Here is a 21777-nt window from a genome sequence, read left to right as displayed (position 1 = left end):
TTCCTTTCCGTCGCTTGCCGCCGTGTCACCCGCCCAGCAAAACTTGCGCTATATCAAACAAGCGATGGATAGCGCCAAAAGCCCTGTCAATCATCGGCGTCCACGTTTAATCTCAAACATGCATTTAAAATGAATATTATAAGGAAGCGATCATGTTTTGTGTGCAATGTGAACAAACCATCCGTACGCCGTCCGGTAACGGCTGCTCCTACAGCCAGGGCATGTGCGGCAAAACGGCGGAAACCTCCGATTTGCAGGATCTGCTGGTGGCGGTGCTGCAGGGCCTCTCCGCGTGGGCGATAACCGCGCGCGGCCTGGGGATTGTCGATCATCGCCTGGACAGTTTTGCGCCGCGCGCCTTTTTCTCCACCCTGACCAACGTCAATTTCGATTCGCCGCGGATCGTGGCTTATGTGCATGAAGCCCTGGCGCTGCGCGACGAGCTGAAAATCCGCTGCCTGCGGGCCGATGCGGCGGCGAACACGGATCACCCGCTGGCGGAGCTGCATTTCGCCGCCCGCGCGCCGGCGGAATTGCAGCTGGAGGCGCAGCGTTTTGCCCTCGACACGGATAAAGACAGGGTAGGCGAGGATATTCACGGCCTGCGCATGCTGTGCCTATATGGACTGAAAGGGGCCGCGGCCTATATGGAGCATGCCCATGTGCTGGGGCAATACGATGATGACATCTATCGCCAGTATCATGAGATCATGGCGTGGCTGGGCACCCGGCCGTCCGACATGGACGAACTGCTGGCGCAGGCCATGCATATCGGCACCATGAATTTTGCCGTAATGGCGATTCTCGATCGCGGCGAAACGGCAACCTACGGCAACCCGGTGCCCACCAGCGTCAACGTCCGTCCGGTGGCGGGCAAGGCTATCCTCATCTCCGGCCACGACCTGAAGGATTTGCATATGCTGCTGGAGCAAACCGAGGGCATGGGCATCAATATCTACACCCACGGGGAAATGCTGCCCGCCCACGGCTATCCCGGCCTGAAAAAATTTACCCATCTGGCCGGCAACTACGGCAGCGGCTGGCAAAACCAGCAGACCGAATTCGCCCGTTTCCCGGGGCCGGTGGTGATGACCTCCAACTGCATTATCGATCCGGGCGTCGGCCAGTATAACGATCGGATCTGGACGCGCAGCATCGTCGGCTGGCCGGGCGTCAAGCATCTCGACGGCGAGGATTTTACCCCGGTTATCGCCCAGGCCCGCGAGATGGCCGGCTTCCCGTTTGATGAAATCGAACACATGATCACCGTTGGTTTCGGTCGCCAGACGCTGCTGGATGCGGCCGACACGGTTATCGATTTGGTGGCGCGCAAAAAACTGCGCCATGTGTTCCTGGTGGGCGGATGCGACGGCAGCCGCGACGAGCGCAGCTATTACACCGATTTTGCCCGCGACGTTCCCGATGATTGCCTGATCATGACGCTTGCCTGCGGCAAATATCGTTTTAACAAACTGGATTTCGGCACGCTGGAAGGGCTGCCGCGCCTGCTGGACGTCGGCCAGTGCAACGACGCGTACGCGGCCATTACGCTTGCGGTGAAGCTGGCGGAAAAACTGGGCTGCGGGGTGAACGATCTGCCGCTGAGCCTGGTGCTGTCCTGGTTTGAGCAAAAGGCGATTGTCATTCTGCTGACCCTGTTGTCGCTTGGGGTAAAAAACATCTATACCGGCCCGACGGCGCCCGGATTCCTGACGGAAAACCTGATGGCTGTCCTTAACCAGCGGTTCGGCATGCGCTCCATTACCACCGCCACCCAGGATTTACATACCATCCTGGCCGCCTGAGCCGCAGATAAGGAGACCCACCCATGGCCACCGCCTCACCGCTGTGCCCGTACCTTATGCAGGTACACCATATCAGCCAGGAAACGCCGGATGTCTGGACGCTTTCGCTTATCAACCACGATTTTTATCCCTATCTGCCCGGGCAGTACGCCCTGGTCGAGGTAAACAACAGCCGGACGGTGCGCGCCTATACGCTGTCCTCCCCGCCCGGCGGCAGCCGCTTTGTCACCCTGACCGTGCGCCGGCTGGCGGACGGTCAGGGTTCAGGCTGGCTGACGCAGCGGGTCAAGCCGGGCGATTACCTATGGCTGTCGGCGGCGCAGGGCGATTTCAGCTGCGTGAATCATGTCGATAACCGCTACCTGTTCCTGGCCGCGGGGTGCGGGGTCACCCCGGTTATCTCCATGTGCCGCTGGCTGGCGGCACACCGTCCGCGGGTGGATGTACAGGTGATCTACTGCGTGCGTTCACCCCGCGATATCATTGCCGCGGCCGCCTGGACGGATTTAGGCCACTGGCTGCGCCTGACGGTATTTGCCGAACAGGACGCCGCGGGCGATATCCGGCCGGGGCGCCTGACGCGCGACGCGCTGCGTTCACTGGCGCCGGATATCGCCGCGCGCACGGTCATGGCCTGTGGTCCCGCGCCCTGGATGGCCCAGCAGGAAACGGACGCGCGCGCGTTGGGCGCCGAGCGCTTTTGGCAGGAGCGTTTCCATACGCCGGCCGCCGAGGCGGATGCCGGCGCCGTCCGGCTGAAGATCAGCCATCCCAGGCTGGTGCAAAGCGTCGACGCGCCGGTTGGCGTATCGCTGCTGGCGTCACTGGAATCCCATGGCGTTGCGGTTAACGCCGCCTGCCGCGCCGGGGTGTGCGGCTGCTGCAAAACCCGCATCGCGCAGGGACCTTACCGCACCACCAGCGCCATGACGCTGAGTGAACAGGAGATAGCCGAAGGCTATGTCCTGGCGTGCAGCTGTTATCCGCTGGGCGATATCGTGGTTGCCTGAGCATCATGCCCGGCGTCGATGCGTCGGGCTTCGCGGTTAAAAACGCCGTCGTTCGCGACGACGACGCCCGCCGCCCCGGCGGTCAAATGGCGCGGCGGTGATACGCGTTTGTTTTGTTGCCCGCATGTTGCGGAAAGTTATCAGTTTGCGAGGCGCATCGCCTAACTCATTGGCGTCAGCGTCTATGCTTAGGGCAAAATCCGATATGGATTGGCAACCGCAATGGAACAGAACATGAAGATAATCGCCCTGGGGGAATTACTGTGGGACTGTTTTCCCGGCGGCCGCGAAATCGGCGGCGCCGCGGGAAACTTTGTTTATCACGCCACGCAGGCCGGCGCCGACGCCAGGCTTATCTCCGCCGTGGGACGGGACCAGGCCGGAGACGCGCTGGTGAGCGAACTGGCGGCGCGCGGCGTGCCCGGCCATATACAGCGCAGCGCGCGTTATCCCACCGGCACGGTGGAGGTGACGCTGGATAAGCGCGGCGTACCGCAATACGACATCATCGGCCCGGTGGCCTGGGACGATATACAATCGGATGTCACGCTGTTTAATCATCTGTTAAGCGCCGATGTGCTCTACTTCGGCAGCCTGGTGCAACGCTACGGCCCCAACCAGCGCCTGCTGAGCCAACTGCTCGGGCTGCTGTCGCCGCAGGCCAAAATCCTGGTGGATATCAACCTGCGCGCCGGCCATTACCAGCCGCCCGCCATCAATTTTTGCCTGCGTCACGCCCATCTGCTCAAGCTTAACGATGAAGAACTGCCGGTGATTGCCGCCTTGACCGGCCTGCCGCGCGATCCCGAAGCGTTCTATCAGCACCTGCGCCGCCATGAACGCCTCGAGATGCTGATGTACACCTGCGGCGATAAAGGCAGCCTGCTGTTGCGCGGCGACGACAGCCACCGGCATCCGGGCCTTAAGGTCACAACGGTGGATACGGTGGGCGCCGGCGACGCCTTTACCGCCGTTGCCGCCGTCATGGCGCTCGCCAACGCGCCGCTGGCGGAGATTAACCAGGCGGCCAACCGGGTGGCGGCCTATGTGTGCACCCGCCAGGGCGCCATGCCGGCGATGCCGGCGCATTTTGACGTCGGCCGGTGACGGGGGAAAGAGGATTAATTCACGGATTTATTAATTTTGGAAAGAAATCACGAAAAGCGGGAAGATACGTTTCTTTAACTGCATGATTGCACGGTGTATAAATTATATGTTTTATATTTGAACGGACTCACAAAATAAAAAAATCACATAAATTACACTTTTCGTAAAGTTGCCGCGTTCGATCCCCTTTTCCGACCGGCATGCCATAGCCGCAACGGTTATTACCCCCAGAGGCGTTAAAATGAAAATAGCGATTGGATGTGATCACGTCGGACTGCTGCTAAAGCCCGAAATTATCCAGTTCCTGCAATCAAAATCCATTGAGGTGATTGATAAAGGAACCCATAGCGCCGATCGCACCGATTATCCCATATACGCCGGGCGGGTGGCCGACGCGGTGCTGTCGAAACAGGCCGATCTGGGCATACTGATTTGCGGATCGGGTATCGGCATCTCCATCGCCGCCAACAAGATCGACGGCATCCGCGCGGTGGTGTGCAGCGAACCCTATTCGGCGAAGCTGTCGCGTGAACATAACGATACCAATATTCTGGCTTTCGGCTCCAGGGTGATAGGCGGCGAACTGGCGAAGATGATTGTCGAGCAATGGCTGGCGGCGGAATTCGCCGGCGGACGTCACCAGAAACGCGTGGATCTGATGAAAAAGCTCGAACATGGCGAAAAGATTGACTAGCGCGGACCCAGTCCACCTTGCGGCGCGGCGGCGTCTACTATCCTTATTAGTTCAGATAACACATATTGAACGCGAGGATCACGATGAGCCAGTTAACCAGCGATTTTTTTGTCGAACGCCTGCGAGCGTGGGGCGTGACGCGCATTTACGGCTATCCCGGCGACGGCATCAACGGGGTGCTCGGCGCGTTGCAGCGCGCCGGTGAAAAAGGCCAGGGCATTGAGTTTATCCAGGTGCGACATGAAGAGATGGCCGCGTTTATGGCCTGCGCCCATGCCAAGTTTACCGGTGAACTGGGAGTCTGCCTTTCCACCGGCGGCCCCGGCGCCACCCACCTGCTTACCGGACTCTACGACGCCAAGATGGATCATATGCCGGTGCTGGCCATCAGCGGCCAGGCGGAGGTCACCGCGCGCGGCTCCAATTACCAGCAAGAGCTTAACCTCGATCGTGTTTTTGCCGACGTGGGCAGTTTTGTGCAGGAAGCCGCGAGCCCCGCGCAGCTGCGCCATCTGGTCGATCGCGGCGTGCGCATTGCCGTGGCCCAAAACGGCGTGACGGTGCTGATATTGCCCAAGGACGTGCAGGACGAGCCTTGGCAAGAACCCAAACAGGCGCACGGATTTACCCGCTCCGGCCCCGGCTACCAGCGCCCGCGCGTGGTGCCTTATCCGGCTGATTTGCAGCGCGCGGCCGAGGTGCTTAACGCGGGTAAAAAGGTGGCCATCCTGATTGGCGCCGGCGCGCGCGCCGCCGCGGTCGAGGTGGTGCAGGCCGCTCATCTTTTGGGGGCGGGGGTGGCGAAAGCCCTGCTCGGCAAGGACGTACTGCCGGACGACGCGCCTTTTGTCACCGGCGCTATTGGCCTGCTTGGCACCAAACCCTCGTGGGATATGATGCAGCAGTGCGATACCCTGCTGATGATTGGCACCGGTTTCCCCTGGGCGGAGTTTTTGCCCAAGGACGGCCAGGCGCGCGCGGTGCAGATTGATATCGACCCGTCGATGCTGGGGCTGCGTTATCCGGTGGAGGTCAACCTGCACGGCGACGCGCTGGAAACGCTGCGGGCCCTGCTGCCGCTGTTGACCCACAAAGAAGATCGCGGCTGGCAGGAGGATATCGCCCGCAATATCAAGCAATGGTGGACCACCCTGGAACAACGCGCCATGGCCAAGGCCAACCCGGTCAATCCCCAGCGCGTGGTGTGGGAAATGTCGCCTTTATTGCCCGACGACGCCATCGTGACCTCCGATTCCGGCTCCTGCGCCAACTGGTACGCGCGCGATTATCGCGTCAAGCAGGGGCAGCGGTCCTCGCTGTCCGGCGGCCTGGCCTGCATGGGCGCGGCGGTGCCTTATGCCATTGCGGCGAAATTTGCCCACCCGACGCGGCCGGTGGTTGCCCTGGTGGGGGACGGCGCCATGCAGATGAACAATATGGCCGAGCTGATAACCATTGAGAAATACTGGCGGGGCTGGCGCGATCCGCGGCTGGTGATTTGCGTGTTTAACAATGAGGATTTAAACCAGGTCACCTGGGAACAACGGGTAATGGAAGGCAATCCCCGCTACCCGGCCACGCAATCGGTGCCGAATGTCGGCTACGCGCAATTTGCCGAGTCGCTGGGGCTGAAAGGGTTGTATGTCGACGATCCCGACGCGCTGGCCGCGGCCTGGTCGGCGGCATTGGCCGCCGACCGTCCGGTGGTGCTGGAGGTAAAAACCGACCCCGAGGTCGCGCCGCTGCCCCCGCATATCACCTGGCAACAGGCCAAGGCGTTTATGTCCTCGATGGCCAAAGGCGATCGCGGCGCGGCACAGGTGATTGCCGACACCGCCCATCAAATCTTCAATGAGCTGCTGCCGGGCAAAAAAACTGACGCCGACTGAGCGCCGATGCCATGGGACCGGCGCAACCGTGGTGGCTCAATGGGCGATCGCCGCGTCCGCGCCGCTTCTGCGCAGCCGGGCGGCCAGTCCCTTCAGGAAATAACGCAGGAACTGGTCGCCGCACGGGCGGAAGTTTTTATGCTCCGGCGCGCGCAGCATGGCGGTCAGTTCCGGTTGGGAAACCTTGAAATCCTGTGACTGCAGAATGGCCTGGATGTCGTCGGTCTTCAGCGCAAAGGCCACGCGCAGCTTTTTCAGGATAATATTGTTATCGATTTTGCGTTCCACTTTCGCCGCCGGCCGGTCGTTGTCCTTGCCCCGTTTATGGATAATCAGGCCATGAAGAAAATAGCCCATCACCACGTCAGGACAGGGCAGGTAGCCCGGTTCGTCGTCCTTTTTCACAAACGCCGCCATCTCCTGCGGCGAAATCACCATCTCCGCCTGGGCCAGGATGGCCAGTAAATGGTCATTATGCAGGTTCAGCATATAGCGCACGCTGCGCAGCACATCGTTGTTCATCATTGCCGGAAATTCCCCGCGCGTTATGTATTATGGCGGCCAGTATAAAGGGATACGCCGGCGAACGCGAAATTGTCGCGTTCGCCGCGATGAGAAGCCGTATTTGCGCCGGGAAATTCGCCCGCCGGCACGCTTGTGACAACGTAACGGAAAAAACGGGCAAAAGCCAGCCCGTCCACGCACATTGTTACAACGTCACGCTCAACGGAACGGCGGCTCGTTAAAGGTGCGCAGCTTGCGTGAATGCAGGCGATCGCCCTCGGCGCGCAGCAGTTCGATGGCGCGGATGCCGATTTGCAGATGTTCGGAAATGGCGCCCTCATAGAAGCGGTTCGCCTGCCCCGGCAGCTTGATTTCGCCGTGCAGGGGTTTATCGGAGACGCACAGCAGCGTGCCGTAAGGCACCCGGAAGCGATATCCCTGCGCGGCAATGGTCGCGCTTTCCATATCCACCGCCACCGCCCGGCTGAGGTTAAAGCGCAGCGCCGAGGCGGAATAACGCAGCTCCCAGTTGCGATCGTCGGTGGTGACCACAGTGCCGGTGCGTAAACGCTGCTTCACTTCCTCGCCCGGCATGCCGCTGACGGTTTTGGTGGCGTCATACAGCGCGCGCTGCACTTCGGCGATGCTGGGGATCGGGATATCGGGCGGCAGTACCGCGTCCAGCACATGATCGTCGCGCAGATAGGCGTGGGCCAGCACGTAATCGCCTATGGTCTGGCTTTCGCGCAGGCCGCCGCAGTGGCCTATCATCAGCCAGGCATGCGGGCGCAGCACCGCCAGGTGGTCGCAGATGGTCTTGGCGTTGGACGGGCCGACGCCGATATTGACAAGCGTAATGCCCCGGCCCTTGCTTGAAACCAGATGATAGGCGGGCATTTGATGGTTTTTCCAGGCCAGGTCCGACACCGCCTGCTCGGGATTGGGCGTGTCGGCGGTAACATAGGTGCCGCCGGCGCACGACAGCGCCTCGTAGGGGGTATTCGCATCGGCAATCTGGCTACAGCCCCAGCGCACGAATTCATCGACATAACGGGTGTAATTGGTAAACAGCACAAAGGGCTGGAAATGTTCCACCGGCGTGCCGGTATAGTGCCGCAGCCGCGCCAGGGAAAAATCGGTACGCAGCGCGTCGAAGTGCGACAGCGGATACACATTGCCGGAGGTAAACAGCCCGTCGGCGGTTTCATCGCCGATTTGCGCCAGCTCGGTGGTGGGAAAATGCTGCGCTATCCCGGCGCTCATCGAGCGGTCCAGCGCCAGGTCCGACCCATCGATAACATACGGAAAGGGGATTTCCAGCCGCGACGGGCCCACCTCGATGGTGGCGGCATATTCCCCCGCCAGCAGGGCCAGCTGCTCCGCCAGATAACGGCGAAACAGCGCGGGGCGGGTAATCGTGGTGCTGTAGCAGCCGGGATGGGTAAAGCGTCCGAAGGCGCGGGCCTTCGGATTGCCGGGAGTGACGCCGTCCCAGGTGACGCGCAGCTCGGGATAGCTGAACGCGCCCCTGGCGCGCGCCTGGTCGTCGGGCAACCTGCCGTGGCCGATATACGCCTTGATGCCCTCGCGCAGCGCCGCCACCGCGCCGTCGTACAATTCATCGAGCTTATCCAGCGCCTGGGAGGCAGTGAGGTTTTTGCCTGTCTCGTTATTATTCACCATGACTCCTTGAGTTTGCGGATGCCCACGCCGGGGCAATACCCTCCATCATAGCATCGCATTGTTGCAGACTGGCGCAAGCCGGTGAAAAGCGTAAGTGAAAACGCATTTCCCATGCCATATGATGATGACGCCATTTTTCTGTTTGTTCACGCCGGGCAATGGCATACCATATACTTCAACTTAATTAGCGTGGTTTATGGATCTCCGATGCGTTACCTGGCTACACTGCTTCCCCTGCTCGCTTTACTTTCCGCCTGTAGCAGCAAGCCGAAGCCTGCGGAAAATCTTCCCATCGGCAGCCCCGCCCAAGGCGGTTTCCTGCTCCGGCCGGAGCATACCGGCCCCCTGCTGGCGGGGGACTTTGCCTCCAACCCGGCCACCGAGGCCTTTATCGATAAAATGGTGCGCGAACACGGCTTCGATCGCCAGCAGTTGCATGACGTCCTGGCGCAGGCCCAGCGCCTGGACTGGGTGCTGCGGCTGATGGACAGACAGGCGCCGGTCGGGCTGCCGCCCTCGGGGCCGAACGGCGCATGGCTGCGTTACCGCGGCAAGTTTATCACCCCGGACAACGTGCAAAACGGCGTGGCGTTCTGGAATCAGTACAGCGATGCGTTGGAACGCGCCCGGCGGGTTTACGGCGTGCCGCCGGAAATTATCGTCGGCATTATCGGCGTGGAAACCCGCTGGGGCCGGGTGATGGGCAAGACGCGCATTATCGACGCCCTGGCCACCCTGGCCTTTGCCTATCCGCGCCGCGCCGATTATTTTGCCGCCGAGCTGGAAACCTTTCTGCTGATGTCCCGTAGCGAAGGCGACGATCCGCTGGCGCTGCGCGGGTCTTACGCCGGCGCCATGGGCTATGGTCAGTTTATGCCCTCGTCGTTCAAGAGCTATGCGGTTGATTTTGACGGCGACGGCCATATCAACCTGTGGGATCCGGTGGACGCCATCGGCAGCGTCGCCAACTATTTCAAGTCCCACGGCTGGGTCGAGGGCGGCGCGGTGGCGGTGCCGGCCAGCGGCCAGGCGCCGTTCCTCGATCAGGGATTCCAGACCCGATATTCCCTGGACACCCTGGCGGCCTCCGGTCTGAGTCCGCAGGGGACCCTGGCGGGTTACCAGGAAGCCAGCCTGCTGCGCCTGGATTTCGGCACGCAATATCAATACTGGTACGGACTGCCTAACTTTTATGCCATCACCCGCTACAATCACAGCACCCATTACGCCATGGCGGTATGGCAGTTGGGCGAGGCGGTCGGCCGGGCGCGGCAGGGCGGCGGGTCGTCCCTGGTTAGCCTGTCGGCAAGATAACCGTCACCCGTCGGCCATGGCGCAACGCCTTTTCCCTTTTAGGGGAAAAGGCGTTGCTTGCCGATCCCAACCCGCGGCCCGCCGTCCGGCGACGTGACTTTATTTAATTACAAATATTGTATTAAAAGCCAAATGCATTATTAATATTGAAATTGTTTAAAGTATATTAGGAATGCATCTTATGACTAAGATGTTAATAATTTATGAAATTATTGATTGGATAGAAGGAAATATCCATCAGCCGCTGTCAATTGACGAAGTCTCCAGGAAGTCCGGCTACACTAAATGGCATCTGCAACGGCTATTTAAACACTATTCCGGTTATAATCTCGCTGAATATATCCGGGCGCGCCGATTATCCGTCGCGGCGCTGGAATTGCGCCTCTGCCATAAACGGGTGTTTGATATTGCGCTGGCGTACGGCTTCGATTCCCTGCAAAGTTTTTCGCGGGCGTTTAAACAGCGCTTTGGTATCAGCCCCAGCCAATACCGTGATCAGCCCGATTGGCATTTGAGCGGCTTATGCCCGCCGTTAAATGTTTCTTTATCCGATATTCCGATCCAGCCGAGCGTGAAAAGCCTGCCTGACCTGTATTTGATGGGGATGAATTTTACTTATGCCTGCAGTTTTGACGACGTGGTCAGCCGCCGTGAACAACCGGGGTTCAGCCTGTGGCAGACCTTATTCAAGGACTTCAGGATTATCCCGCCGGTGGCCTTCGGCCTGAGCCAGGTAAAGTCAACGGCCGAAGGTCAACTGGAGTATCATTATTTTATGGCGGTCGGCCAGCAAGAATCAGCCGAATTACGGCATGCGGAAACCGTGCAATTGGCCGGCGGCACCTATCTGAGTTTTATTTATTGCGGCCAGGCCTCGGCGTTAAAAGATTTCATCAGCTATATTTATCTAAACTATTTACCGACAAAATGTGTTACCCGGCGCGAAGGCCCGGATATTGAATTATTTTATCTTGATCGCGACATGCCGGATAATACCATCACATCCAATCATAATATTAAATGCGACTACCTGATCCCGGTGGTTGATTTTGCATAAACCACGAGGCTATGAATGCCGCCTTGCGGGCATGCCCCCAGGATCGGATGCTGATTTTAATTACTAAAAAAAATTAAGTTATTTAAAATGAGTTGCAGCGAGAATCACAAAATATAACTTGGTTTAGATAATAAAGTTTTTTCCATTTCTACGCAATGCTACATTGCCAATGGGATGCTGCACGGCACCGTTGGCACCCTGAATTTTGTCTTTCTATTTATTTTAATTATTCAATGCGGCCCAAGGCAGGGCAATAAAACATATCTGCATATTAAGCATTTGAGTATTCATTCAATCGTTAATTTAATTATGCGCATTCAACCTGATGCCTAATTATCGACATTTACCTCTGACCAAACAATCATAGCGGGTGAGAAATGAAAAATAATCACGTGGATGAAATTTGCCTTGACGCGCATGTCGGCGATCGCGCGGTACAGCCCTGGTTCCAGCGGGCGCTCGGCTATATGGGCAACACCGAGGTCAGTAACGTGCCCTTGGCGCTCTTTATCGGTATTGCCGCCGTGGTGGCGGTTTCCGCCTGGACCGGCCACCTGCCCAAGAACATGATTGGCGGCCTGGGCGTGATCATGACGCTGGGGTTTGTCCTGGCGCATATGGGGCGCATCATCCCGGTGTTGAAAGAGATCGGCGGTCCGGCGATATTATGCCTGATGGTGCCCTCGGTACTGGTTTATTTTAACCTTTTCCAGGCGCATACGCTGGGGACGGTACAATTGCTGATGAAAGAGGCGAACCTGCTTTATTTTGTCATCGCCTGCCTGGTGGTCGGCAGTATTCTGGGCATGAATCGCATTATCCTGATCCAGGGCATGATGCGTATGTTCGTGCCGCTGGTGATTGGCACCATTGCCGCGGTGGCAAGCGGCCTGGCGGTCGGTTCCCTGTTCGGCTATAGCCTGTATCACAGCTTTTTCTTTATTATCGTGCCGATTATCGGCGGCGGCATCGGCGAAGGCATATTGCCGCTGTCGCTGGCATATTCGGCCATCCTGGGCCAGGCGCCGGATGTGTATGTCGCCCAACTGGCGCCGGCCGCGGTGGTGGGCAATATCTTCGCCATCATCAGCGCCGGCGTTCTGGCGCGTTTGGGCAGCCGCCGCAAGGAATTGAACGGCAACGGCATGTTAATCCGCAGCGCGCGGGACAATGCCCTGTTTGCCGGTGGCGAACAAACGCGGCAAACGGATTTTCATTTGATGGGCGGCGGGCTATTGCTGATTTGCGCTTTTTTTATTGTCGGCGGCCTGCTGGAAAAAGTGGTGCATATCCCCGGGCCGGTGCTGATGATCCTTATCGCCGTACTGTGTAAATACGGCAAGGTGATCCCGGCCAGGATGGAAATCGGCGCGCACAGTTGCTACAAATTTGTCTCGGCCGCCCTGGTATGGCCGCTGATGATAGGCCTGGGGATGCTGTATGTGCCGTTGGAAAGCGTCGTGGCGGTCTTCTCGGTGGGGTATGTGGTGGTATGCGGTTCGGTGGTGTTGTCCATGACGCTGGCCAGTTTTTTTATCGCCCCGTATATCAATATGTATCCGGTCGAAGCCGCCATCGTCACCAGTTGCCATAGCGGCCTGGGCGGCACCGGGGATGTCGCCATTCTGTCCGCGTCCAACCGCATGGCGCTAATGCCGTTTGCCCAGATTGCCACCCGCATCGGCGGCGCCTCGACCGTTATCGCCGCCACCCTGTTGCTGGGCTGGATCGTCTGATCGCCCGCGTCGCGTTATCTGCGCGGGTGCCGGAGAGCGCGACGGGCTGAGCGGGTCGCCGATAGGCGGGATATCGGCGACGGTTAATCAGAATGAAGAGTGTTTGTAGGGCCGGTAGCCCGCCTGCCAGAATTCCGCCGCCAGCGCCTGGCGCAGCGCGTCGTCGGACAGCGGCGGCGCCACGCCGTCGCGCTGCGCGGCGACGGCGACCCCGGCGGCAATCGCGCGCGATACCTGCTGGATATCGGCGATGGCGGGCAGGAGCGCGCCCTGGCCGGTGCAGGCGAGCGGCGACAGGGCGGCAAGGGTTTGACTGGCCGCCAGCAGCATGCCGCCGGTCACCCGGCGCGCTTTTACCGCCAGGATGCCCAATCCCAGCCCGGGGAAAATATAGGCGTTATTGCATTGCGGGATATCATAGCGCCGGTCCTTGAAATAGACGGGCGCGAACGGGCTGCCGGTGGCCATCAACGCTTCCCCCTCGGTCCAGGTAATCACGTCCTGCGGGCGCGCCTCGGCGCGCGAGGTCGGGTTTGACAGCGGCATGATAATGGGATGGTGGCAATAGCGACGCATTTCCCGCACGATCTCCTCGGTAAACAGTCCCGGCTGGCCGGAGACGCCGATCAGGATGGTGGGCCTGGCGTGGCGCACCACATCCAGCAGCGAAATATTCTGCCCATCGCCGGGCCAGGCGTCGATGGCCGCGCGGTGGGTGACCAGCCGGCGCTGGAAATCGAGCAGGTTGGGCATGTCATCGGTTAACAAGCCGAACCGGTCCACCATGAACACCTGGCCGCGCGCGTCCGCGTCGGCGGCGCCTTCGGCCACCATCTGGGCGATGATCTTTTCCGCGATGCCGCAACCGGCGGACCCCGCCCCGAGAAAGGCCACCCGGTGGTCGCTCAGGCGGGTGCCCGCGGCATGGCTGGCCGCGATCAGGCAGCCCAGCGTGACCGCTGCCGTGCCCTGGATGTCATCGTTAAAACAGCAGATTTCATCGCGATAGCGTTCCAGCAGCGGCATGGCGTTGGTCTGGGCGAAATCTTCAAATTGCAGCAGCACCTCGGGCCAGCGCGCTTTTACCGCCTGGACAAAGGTATCGATAAACGCCATATATTCACCGTCGGTGATACGCGGGTGACGCCAGCCCATGTACAACGGGTCGTCAAGCCGCTGGGCGTTATTGGTGCCCACGTCAAGCATGATGGGCAGCGTATTGGCCGGGTTGATGCCGCCACAGGCCGTATACAGCGACAGTTTGCCGATCGGAATGCCCATGCCGCCGATGCCCTGGTCGCCTAAACCGAGGATGCGTTCGCCATCGGTTACCACGATGACGCGGATATCGTTTTTCGAGAAGCTTTGCAGCATTTCATCGATACGATCGCGATCGGGATAGGCAATAAATAATCCGCGCGCGCGGCGATAGATGGCGGAAAAATGCTCGCAGGCCTCGCCTACCGTCGGGGTGTAGATAATAGGCAGCATTTCTTCCAGATGGCTGCTGACCAGGCTATAAAATAATGTTTCATTGGTATCCTGAATATTGCGCAGGTAAACATGCTTGGAGATATCACGTTTAAAAACGCAAAACTGGGACCAGGCGCGTTCGGTTTGTTCATGAATGGTTTCGACCTGACTGGGTAATAACCCCATCAGGTTTAATCCTCGGCGCTCCTCAAGCGTGAAAGCGGAGCCTTTATTCAGCAGCGGATTATCCAATAACATTGAGCCAGTATAATGAGTATAAAGTGGGCGTTGCTGTAACATCGGAGGAACCTCGTTAATTTACCCTATGCCATTGTCATCAATGACACGGACGGCTTATTTGATAGGCATGGTTATTATTTTTTATATCACGCCGATCCTGGGCTGTATGAGTTTTAAACTTATTTAACCGTTTAAATAATTAATCATCAGGCGACAGGTCAATGCACGGCGCGCGCCGCCTTTTGATCGCCGGCGCGCGCCGGCCCGGGCAAACGGATTCATGGCGACCCCGTGCCGCAGACAGTTCGCACGCCCTGGCTGCCGGCGGGCCGCAAGCCGGCGGTTAACATGGCGATAACAACTTTACATACTTTGACAATAAGGCAAAATGATAAAGTCACTCTATACTTTTGACCTATCCGCCCTTTTTGCCGAATGACGCCATTGAACACAAAATCGTCCGCGCTGCTCCTGATCCCGTGGTTACTGTTGCCGGCGGCGGTATGTGTTGCGCAAGCCGCGCCCGCTGAAACCAAAACGCCGGCCCCGGCCGGTGGCCTGCCGGCCGACACGTCCCCATCGACGCTGATGGTGGTCAAACCACGCACCGGCCTATCCGAGCTTGATACCCCGGCGGCGGTCAGCGTGGTCGACGGCCGGGATCTGCGCAACGGCAACCCGCGGGTGAACCTGTCGGAAGGGTTGGGCGGGGTGCCCGGCCTGCAAATCCAGAACCGGCAGAACTATGCCCAGGATCTGCAACTGTCGGTGCGCGGCTTCGGCAGCCGTTCGATGTACGGCGTGCGCGGCGTGCGTATCTATGTGGACGGGATCCCGGCCACCATGCCGGACGGGCAGGGACAGACCTCGAATATCGATATTGATTCGGTGGAGAAGGTTGAGGTGCTGCGCGGCCCGTATTCGGCGCTGTACGGCAACGCATCCGGCGGCGTGGTGAATATCGACACCCAGACCGGTACCCAGCCGGCGACGCTTGAGGCCGGCAGCTACTACGGCAGCTACGGCACCTGGCGCAACGGCGTCAAGGCCACCGGCGCCACCGGCGACGGCACCCAGGCCGGGGACGTGAACTACGCGGTATCCGCCTCGCGTTTTACCACCCATGGTTTTCGCGATCGCAGCGCCACGCAGAAAAACCTGGGCAACGCCCGGGTGGGCGTGCGGCTCGATGACGTCAGCACGCTGACGCTGATGTTGAACAGCGTGTCCGTCGATGCCGGCGATCCGGGCGGTTTGACCGAGGACGAATGGCGGGACAATCCGCGCCAGTCCCCACGCGCGGACCAGTACGATACCCGCAAGACCATTGACCAGACCCAGGCGGGACTGCGCTATCAGCGCGAAATGGGCGCCAATGACCAATTGACCATGACGGCCTATCACGGCGAGCGGCACACTACCCAGTATCAGTCGATCCCCCGGTCGGCGCAGCTCAATCCCAACCACGCCGGCGGCGTCATCGTGCTGGAGCGCAAGTACCAGGGCGTGGACACGCGCTGGCGCCACCAGGATGATGTCGGCCCCGTGCCGGTCGCGTTTACCGGCGGCCTGGATTATGAAACCATGACCGAACGGCGCCAGGGGTTTGAAAACTATGGCTACCACGACGACGGGATTGTCTATGGGGAAAAGGGCGCGCTGCGGCGCAACGAGAAGAACCGTATGTGGAATCTCGATCCCTATTTGCAAACCACCTGGAACCTGACCCCGCGCTGGACGCTGGATGCCGGGCTGCGCTACAGCACGGTCAGCTTCGATTCCCGTGATTATTACATCACCGGCGCCAACGGCGACGATAGCGGCAGCGCGCGCTACCATCGCCTGCTGCCGATGGGATCGCTTAACTATGCCGTCAACCCCGGCTGGAACCTCTACTTTTCCGCCGGGCGCGGTTTTGAAACGCCCACCATCAATGAACTCTCCTACCGCGCCGACGGCCAGCCGGGGCTGAACACCGCGCTTAAGCCGGCCACCAGCGATACGTTTGAATTGGGCAGTAAAACGCGCATCGGCTACGGCCTGCTCACCGCCGCCCTGTTCCAGACCAATACCGACCAGGAACTGGTGGTGGCCGAGAGCAGCGGCGGACGCACCAGCTACGCCAATGCCGGCAAAACCCGCCGCCGCGGCCTGGAGCTGGCGCTGGATCAGCAGTTTGCCCAGGATTGGCGGTTAAAGATGGCGTGGACGCTGCTGGACGCCACCTACCGTAACGCCACCTGCGCGGCCGACGACTGCGCGCCGGATGACCGGGTGCCGGCGGGCAATCGCCTGCCGGGCATCGCGCGCAATATGGGATATGCCGCGCTGGAGTGGAGGCCGGAGGCGGGCTGGCACGCGGGGGCCGAGGTGCGCTATATGAGCGCTATCCAGGCCGACGACCACAACAGCGCCCAGGCGCCGTCCTACCAGGTCGCCAGCCTGAATACCGGCTATCTGGTCAACTGGCGCAAATGGTCGCTGGATGTGTTTGGCCGGGTGGATAACCTGTTCGATCGCCATTATGTGGGTTCCGTTATCGTCAATGAGGGCAACGGCCGTTATTTCGAGCCGGCCGAGGGCCGCAACTGGGGCGGCGGCGCCACCCTGTCTTATGAATTTTAACCAGCGGTTTGTAACTAAAACCGACGTTTCAAGAGCCGATTACATAAATTGGCTTATCTTTACTTTAACGACATGACATTTTGGTAAGGTCCATACTATGCAAAAACAGGCAGGATTATCACGGATACTCGTCATCCTGACGGCATTGTTCGCCGCGCTGAGCGGCCTTTATCTGCTGCTTGGCGGTATCTGGCTGGCCCGGCTTCACGGCTCGCCGTATTACATCATCGCCGGCCTGGCGATGCTGCTGACCGCCTGGCTGCTGCACCGCCGCCGCGCCGCCGCGCTGTTGCTGTACGCCGTTTTCCTGCTCGCCACCACCCTGTGGGCGCTCTGGGAGGTCGGCTCCGACTTCTGGGCGCTGACGCCGCGTCTGGACGTGACCTTCTTTTTCGGCCTGTGGATCGCGCTGCCTTTTATCTATCGCCATCTGACGCGCAGCGGCGGCCTGGCGCGCGGTTCGCTGCTGGCCTCGCTGGCGATTACCCTGGTGGTGCTGATTTACGCGGTATTCAATGACCCGCAGGAAATCAACGGTACCCTGAGCGCCGACCAGACGGCATCCTCCGCCCAAAGCGTCAACGGTATCGCCAACGGCGACTGGCCCGCCTATGGCCGTACCCAGGAAGGAACGCGCTACTCGCCGCTCAATCAAATCAACGATAAAAACGTCGGTCAGCTTAAGGAAGCCTGGACCTTTCGCACCGGCGATATGAAAACCGCCGCCGATCCGGCGGAGCTGACCGATGAAGTAACGCCGATTAAAATCGGCGATCTGCTCTACCTGTGTACGCCGCACCAGAAACTGTTCGCCCTGGACGCGGCCACCGGTAAAGAGAAATGGCGCTTCGACCCGCAGTTGAAAACCGATCCGTCATTCCAGCACGTCACCTGCCGCGGCGTGTCCTACCATGAAACGCCGGAGGCGTCCGCGGCCAGCGCCCCGGGCCAGGCGCAGGCGCTGTGTTCGCGCCGCATCCTGCTGCCGGTCAATGATGGCCACCTGTATGCGCTGGATGCGCAAAGCGGCAAACTCTGTCCTGACTTTGCCGATAACGGCAAACTGAACCTGCAAAACAATATGCCGTTTCCCAAGGCCGGCGGCTACGAGCCGACCTCGCCGCCGATTGTCACCGGCAATGTCATCGTGATCGCCGGCGCGGTGACCGATAACTATTCCACCCGCGAACCGTCCGGGGTGATCCGCGGTTTCGACGTCAACAGCGGCAAGCTGCTGTGGGCGTTCGATCCCGGCAGCAAGGACCCCAATATCATTCCGGAAGGCGCGCAGCTTTATACCCCGAACTCGCCCAATTCCTGGGCGCCGGCCGCCTATGACGCCAAGCTGGATTTAGTCTACCTGCCCATCGGCGTCGCCACCCCCGATATCTGGGGCGGCAACCGTACGCCGGAAATGGAGCGATTTGCCAGCGGCCTGCTGGCGCTGAACGCCACCACCGGCAAACTGGCCTGGTTCTACCAGACCGTACACCACGATCTGTGGGATATGGATGTGCCGGCGCAGCCGACCCTGGCGGATATTACCGATGAAGGCGGCAATAAGGTGCCGGTGATTTACGTGCCGGCGAAAACCGGCAATATTTTCGTGCTGGATCGCCGTACCGGCAAAACGGTGGTGCCGGCGCCGGAAACCCCGGTGCCCCAGGGCCCGGCCAAAGGCGATCGCCTGTCGCCCACCCAGCCGTACTCCGAGCTGACGTATCGTCCGCAGCAAAAACTCACCGGCAAGGACATGTGGGGCGCCACCATCTACGATCAGCTGATCTGCCGCGTGATGTTCCATCAGCTGCGTTATGAAGGGCCGTTTACGCCGCCTTCCGAGCAGGGCACCCTGGTATTCCCCGGCAATCTCGGCATGTTTGAATGGGGCGGCATTTCGGTGGATACCGCCCGCCAGATTGCCGTCGCCAATCCGATGGCGCTGCCCTTTGTCTCGAAGCTTATCCCACGGGGGCCGGGTAATCCGATGGAACCGGAAGCGGGCAAGGGGGGAACGGGGTCCGAAGCCGGCATCCAGCCGCAATACGGCGTCCCCTACGGCGTCACGCTCAACCCGTTCCTTTCGCCGCTGGGTTTGCCCTGCAAACAGCCGGCGTGGGGCTATATCTCGGCCCTGGACCTGAAAACCAACGAGGTGGTCTGGAAAAAACGTATCGGTACCGTGCGCGACAGCTCGCCGCTGCCGCTGCCGTTTAAAATGGGCATGCCGATGCTGGGCGGTCCGATCTCCACCGCCGGCAATGTCGCCTTTATCGCCGCCACGGCGGACAACTACCTGCGCGCGTTCAACGTGGCCAACGGCCAGGCGTTATGGCAGGCGCGTCTGCCCGCGGGCGGCCAGGCCACGCCGATGACCTATGAGGCCAACGGCAGGCAATATGTGGTCATCGCCGCCGGCGGCCACGGTTCGTTCGGCACCAAGCTTGGCGATTACCTTATCGCCTATGCCTTGCCGGACGCGAAATAAACGTCATGGTTTCCCGACCGGCCTGATCCAGGCCGGTCGTACGGCACAAATAAAGAATGTCCGCCGGCGGGTAAATATAAAATACTCCGCCGGGCAATACTGAAATAATGGTCGACCCCTCAGTATTGTCTTATTATTTTATGTCCGCCGTCGCCTTATTTCCCGCCACTAACACAGTGTCATTTATTTCAAGCTATTAGTTAATTTGTTACGATAAATAACAACGTCGTCAAATAATCTCATTCTGGTGATAAATAATCCTAACGGCGCAAATAATAATAAAGTTTTTGCTCATTTCGCCGATGGACCTGAAGCCCAAGCGTCTAGTGATCCGCCTATTAAAGAGGTGCAGATGAGAATTAACAATCCGGTTACTCTTAATGAGTATTCGATTGACAGTGAAACAACATTGCAATCCGCCACCGATCTTCAGGGTAATATTATTTATGCCAATGCGGCGTTTGTCAGGGCGTCCGGATACCACTATCAGGATTTAGTTAATCAACCTCATAATATTGTCCGCCACCCGGAGATGCCGCCGGCGGCGTTTGCCGATATGTGGCATACGCTGCGCGCCGGACATTCCTGGTCGGCGCTGGTCAAGAACCGCCGTAAAAACGGCGATTTCTACTGGGTGCGCGCCAATGCGACGCCGGTGGCCCACAATGGCCGGGCCACGGGTTATCTGTCGGTGCGCATTGCCCCGACCCGCGAGGAAGTCAAACAGGCGTCGGCATTATATAACGACATTAATTCCGGCAAGACCAGGCGGCGTCGCCAGGCGTTATACCGTGGGTTGCTGGTGCGCACCGGTATGCTCGCGCCGCTGTCGCTGATGCAAAAAATGCCGTTGCGCTGGCGTTTACGCCTGGGGCTGCTGGTGGCCGCCGCGCTGCCGGCGGTGGGCGCCGGCGCGTTCGCCCTCGGGCCGCTCGCGCTGGGCGCCGTGACCCTGTGCGGCCTGGCGGTGACGGCCGGCTGGCTGCACCGGCAGGTGGAAAAACCGATAGTCGCCATCCTGGCGCAGGCGCAACGACTGTCATCCTGTCAGGTTGGGGAATATGTCTATTTTAACCGGGTCGATGAAATCGGCTATCTGATGCGCAGCGTTAACCAGATGGGGCTGAACCTGCGTTCCCTGACGGACGACGTCAGCGGCCAGATCAACGATATCAATAACGCCAGCGGTGAAATCGCGTTGGGCAACCGGCAGTTGAAAGTGCGCACCGAGCAGGCGGGGGATAATCTGCAGCAGATTATCAGCGCCACCGAGGAACTGATGGCGAGCGTCAGCAACAGCGCCGACAGCGTCAATGAAACCCGCTCGCTGGCGGCGATGAGCAGCAGCGCCGCCGTGGAGGGCCGGGAAAGAATGACCGAGGTCATCCATACCATGGGCACCATCAGCGATTCCAGCCGCCGCGTCGTCGATATCATCGCCGTTATCGAGGGCATTGCGTTCCAGACCAATATCCTGGCCCTGAACGCCGCGGTGGAAGCGGCCCGCGCCGGAGAGCAGGGCCGTGGCTTCGCGGTGGTGGCCGGCGAAGTGCGCCTGCTGGCGCAGCGGTCTTCCATGGCGGCCAAGGAAATCAAGGACCTGATTGAAACCAGCGTGGAGCGCATCAAGGACGGCAGCAAGCTGGTGCAAAACGCCGGCGACACCATGGATAATATCGTTCAGCAGGCGGGCCAGGTGGCCAGTCTTATCGGCGAAATCAGCACCTCGTCGCGGGAGCAGACCAAAGCCCTGACGCTGATAAGCCAGTCCATCGGCCAATTGGATAATACCACCCAGCAAAATGCGGCCATGGTGGAGCAATATGCCCAATCCGCCGAAGAGTTGTCCCATAGCACGGTACGTCTGGCGGCGGCGGTAAACGTCTATCGCCCGTAGTCGGCGCGGCGCGCGGTGTTCGCCGGGGCGCCATGGCCGCGCTTGGGTTAACCGCTTGATTATTTTGTTCCCGCCAGCGATATTGTAAGCGTTGCCGGAGGATTTTTTCGCCTTCTCCACGTTTGGCGATGCCGATGTCGGTATCGCCGGTATTGCGCCGGGCAAATTTATAACGCTGTTTCATTATACAACCGCTGATTAAACTCCCCGCATTAACCGATCCGGCCATGGGCCTTCCCCGCGGCCGGGTCCGTT

Annotated in this window: 14 protein-coding genes; 11 read left to right on the top strand and 3 right to left on the bottom strand. The window is 59.7% G+C overall.

What is annotated here, in order from left to right:
- Nucleotides 1–152: 152 nt before the first annotated feature.
- The 5 genes from hcp (at nucleotide 153) to VGC33_RS07930 (ending at nucleotide 6505) form a co-directional block, all read left to right on the top strand.
- A complete protein-coding gene (hcp, locus tag VGC33_RS07950; RefSeq protein ID WP_331120212.1) occupies nucleotides 153–1805 on the top strand; it encodes a hydroxylamine reductase in 1653 nt (550 codons plus the stop codon).
- Between the two features lie 23 nt (nucleotides 1806–1828).
- Nucleotides 1829–2815, top strand: a complete 987-nt coding sequence (gene hcr / locus VGC33_RS07945) for an NADH oxidoreductase (RefSeq protein ID WP_331120211.1) — start codon at nucleotides 1829–1831, stop codon at nucleotides 2813–2815.
- 234 nt (nucleotides 2816–3049) lie between these two features.
- The gene (locus VGC33_RS07940) at nucleotides 3050–3922 is read left to right on the top strand and encodes a carbohydrate kinase family protein (protein ID WP_331120210.1); all 873 of its coding nucleotides are present in this window, start codon (nucleotides 3050–3052) and stop codon (nucleotides 3920–3922) included.
- Nucleotides 3923–4163: 241 nt separating this feature from the next.
- Nucleotides 4164–4616 carry a ribose 5-phosphate isomerase B gene (gene rpiB / locus VGC33_RS07935; RefSeq protein WP_331120209.1) on the top strand — a complete coding sequence of 151 codons (453 nt, stop codon included), beginning with the start codon at nucleotides 4164–4166 and terminating at the stop codon, nucleotides 4614–4616.
- Nucleotides 4617–4699: 83 nt separating this feature from the next.
- Nucleotides 4700–6505, top strand: a complete 1806-nt coding sequence (locus tag VGC33_RS07930; RefSeq protein WP_331120208.1) for a thiamine pyrophosphate-requiring protein — start codon at nucleotides 4700–4702, stop codon at nucleotides 6503–6505.
- A gap of 36 nt (nucleotides 6506–6541) precedes the next feature.
- Here VGC33_RS07930 and VGC33_RS07925 read toward each other — a convergent pair whose 3' ends face one another.
- On the bottom strand, nucleotides 6542–7030 hold the full coding sequence (locus VGC33_RS07925) for a YehS family protein (protein ID WP_331120207.1): 489 nt from the start codon (nucleotides 7028–7030) through the stop codon (nucleotides 6542–6544).
- A 198-nt stretch (nucleotides 7031–7228) separates the two neighbouring features.
- Complete coding sequence (locus VGC33_RS07920; RefSeq protein WP_331120206.1) at nucleotides 7229–8692, bottom strand: AMP nucleosidase; 1464 nt, start codon at nucleotides 8690–8692, stop codon at nucleotides 7229–7231.
- Between the two features lie 207 nt (nucleotides 8693–8899).
- Here VGC33_RS07920 and mltB point away from each other — a divergent pair, with 207 nt between their 5' ends.
- The 3 genes from mltB (at nucleotide 8900) to VGC33_RS07905 (ending at nucleotide 12799) form a co-directional block, all read left to right on the top strand.
- Entirely contained in the window at nucleotides 8900–10006 is a 1107-nt protein-coding gene (mltB, locus tag VGC33_RS07915) for a lytic murein transglycosylase B (RefSeq protein ID WP_331120205.1), read from the top strand.
- Nucleotides 10007–10187: 181 nt separating this feature from the next.
- Nucleotides 10188–11063, top strand: a complete 876-nt coding sequence (locus tag VGC33_RS07910; RefSeq protein WP_331120204.1) for a helix-turn-helix domain-containing protein — start codon at nucleotides 10188–10190, stop codon at nucleotides 11061–11063.
- Between the two features lie 467 nt (nucleotides 11064–11530).
- Nucleotides 11531–12799: a 2-hydroxycarboxylate transporter family protein gene (locus tag VGC33_RS07905; RefSeq protein WP_331120248.1), complete on the top strand. Its 1269-nt coding sequence runs from the start codon at nucleotides 11531–11533 to the stop codon at nucleotides 12797–12799.
- Nucleotides 12800–12886: 87 nt separating this feature from the next.
- Here the strand turns inward: VGC33_RS07905 and VGC33_RS07900 are convergent, their stop codons facing one another.
- Nucleotides 12887–14572 (bottom strand): NAD-dependent malic enzyme, encoded by a 1686-nt coding sequence (locus VGC33_RS07900; RefSeq protein WP_331120203.1) that lies wholly within the window; start codon nucleotides 14570–14572, stop codon nucleotides 12887–12889.
- A 375-nt stretch (nucleotides 14573–14947) separates the two neighbouring features.
- Between VGC33_RS07900 and pqqU the strand changes: the two genes are divergently transcribed.
- The 3 genes from pqqU (at nucleotide 14948) to VGC33_RS07885 (ending at nucleotide 21522) form a co-directional block, all read left to right on the top strand.
- Nucleotides 14948–17137: a TonB-dependent receptor PqqU gene (gene pqqU, locus VGC33_RS07895; RefSeq protein ID WP_414636907.1), complete on the top strand. Its 2190-nt coding sequence runs from the start codon at nucleotides 14948–14950 to the stop codon at nucleotides 17135–17137.
- A gap of 97 nt (nucleotides 17138–17234) precedes the next feature.
- Nucleotides 17235–19625, top strand: a complete 2391-nt coding sequence (locus VGC33_RS07890) for a glucose/quinate/shikimate family membrane-bound PQQ-dependent dehydrogenase (RefSeq protein WP_331120202.1) — start codon at nucleotides 17235–17237, stop codon at nucleotides 19623–19625.
- Nucleotides 19626–19977: 352 nt separating this feature from the next.
- Nucleotides 19978–21522 carry a methyl-accepting chemotaxis protein gene (locus tag VGC33_RS07885; protein ID WP_331120201.1) on the top strand — a complete coding sequence of 515 codons (1545 nt, stop codon included), beginning with the start codon at nucleotides 19978–19980 and terminating at the stop codon, nucleotides 21520–21522.
- Nucleotides 21523–21777 lie beyond the last annotated feature (255 nt).

Origin of the sequence: Acerihabitans sp. (assembly GCF_036398755.1) — a bacterium.
GTDB lineage: Bacteria > Pseudomonadota > Gammaproteobacteria > Enterobacterales > Enterobacteriaceae > Acerihabitans.
The sequence above is the reverse complement of the archived record's forward strand: the minus strand, read 5'-3'. Positions and strand labels throughout refer to the sequence as shown.

Excerpts from the sequence above, each read along its gene's own strand:
- VGC33_RS07925 (WP_331120207.1), bottom strand. The coding sequence starts at position 7,030 with ATGATGAACAACGATGTGCTGCGCAGCGTGCGCTATATGCTGAACCTG.
- VGC33_RS07905 (WP_331120248.1), top strand. The coding sequence starts at position 11,531 with ATGGGCAACACCGAGGTCAGTAACGTGCCCTTGGCGCTCTTTATCGGT.
- VGC33_RS07930 (WP_331120208.1), top strand. The coding sequence starts at position 4,700 with ATGAGCCAGTTAACCAGCGATTTTTTTGTCGAACGCCTGCGAGCGTGG.
- mltB (WP_331120205.1), top strand. The coding sequence starts at position 8,900 with ATGCGTTACCTGGCTACACTGCTTCCCCTGCTCGCTTTACTTTCCGCC.
- VGC33_RS07910 (WP_331120204.1), top strand. The coding sequence starts at position 10,188 with ATGACTAAGATGTTAATAATTTATGAAATTATTGATTGGATAGAAGGA.
- hcp (WP_331120212.1), top strand. The coding sequence starts at position 153 with ATGTTTTGTGTGCAATGTGAACAAACCATCCGTACGCCGTCCGGTAAC.
- VGC33_RS07890 (WP_331120202.1), top strand. The coding sequence starts at position 17,235 with ATGCAAAAACAGGCAGGATTATCACGGATACTCGTCATCCTGACGGCA.
- VGC33_RS07920 (WP_331120206.1), bottom strand. The coding sequence starts at position 8,692 with ATGGTGAATAATAACGAGACAGGCAAAAACCTCACTGCCTCCCAGGCG.
- VGC33_RS07900 (WP_331120203.1), bottom strand. The coding sequence starts at position 14,572 with ATGTTACAGCAACGCCCACTTTATACTCATTATACTGGCTCAATGTTA.
- hcr (WP_331120211.1), top strand. The coding sequence starts at position 1,829 with ATGGCCACCGCCTCACCGCTGTGCCCGTACCTTATGCAGGTACACCAT.
- pqqU (WP_414636907.1), top strand. The coding sequence starts at position 14,948 with ATGACGCCATTGAACACAAAATCGTCCGCGCTGCTCCTGATCCCGTGG.
- rpiB (WP_331120209.1), top strand. The coding sequence starts at position 4,164 with ATGAAAATAGCGATTGGATGTGATCACGTCGGACTGCTGCTAAAGCCC.
- VGC33_RS07885 (WP_331120201.1), top strand. The coding sequence starts at position 19,978 with ATGAGAATTAACAATCCGGTTACTCTTAATGAGTATTCGATTGACAGT.
- VGC33_RS07940 (WP_331120210.1), top strand. The coding sequence starts at position 3,050 with ATGAAGATAATCGCCCTGGGGGAATTACTGTGGGACTGTTTTCCCGGC.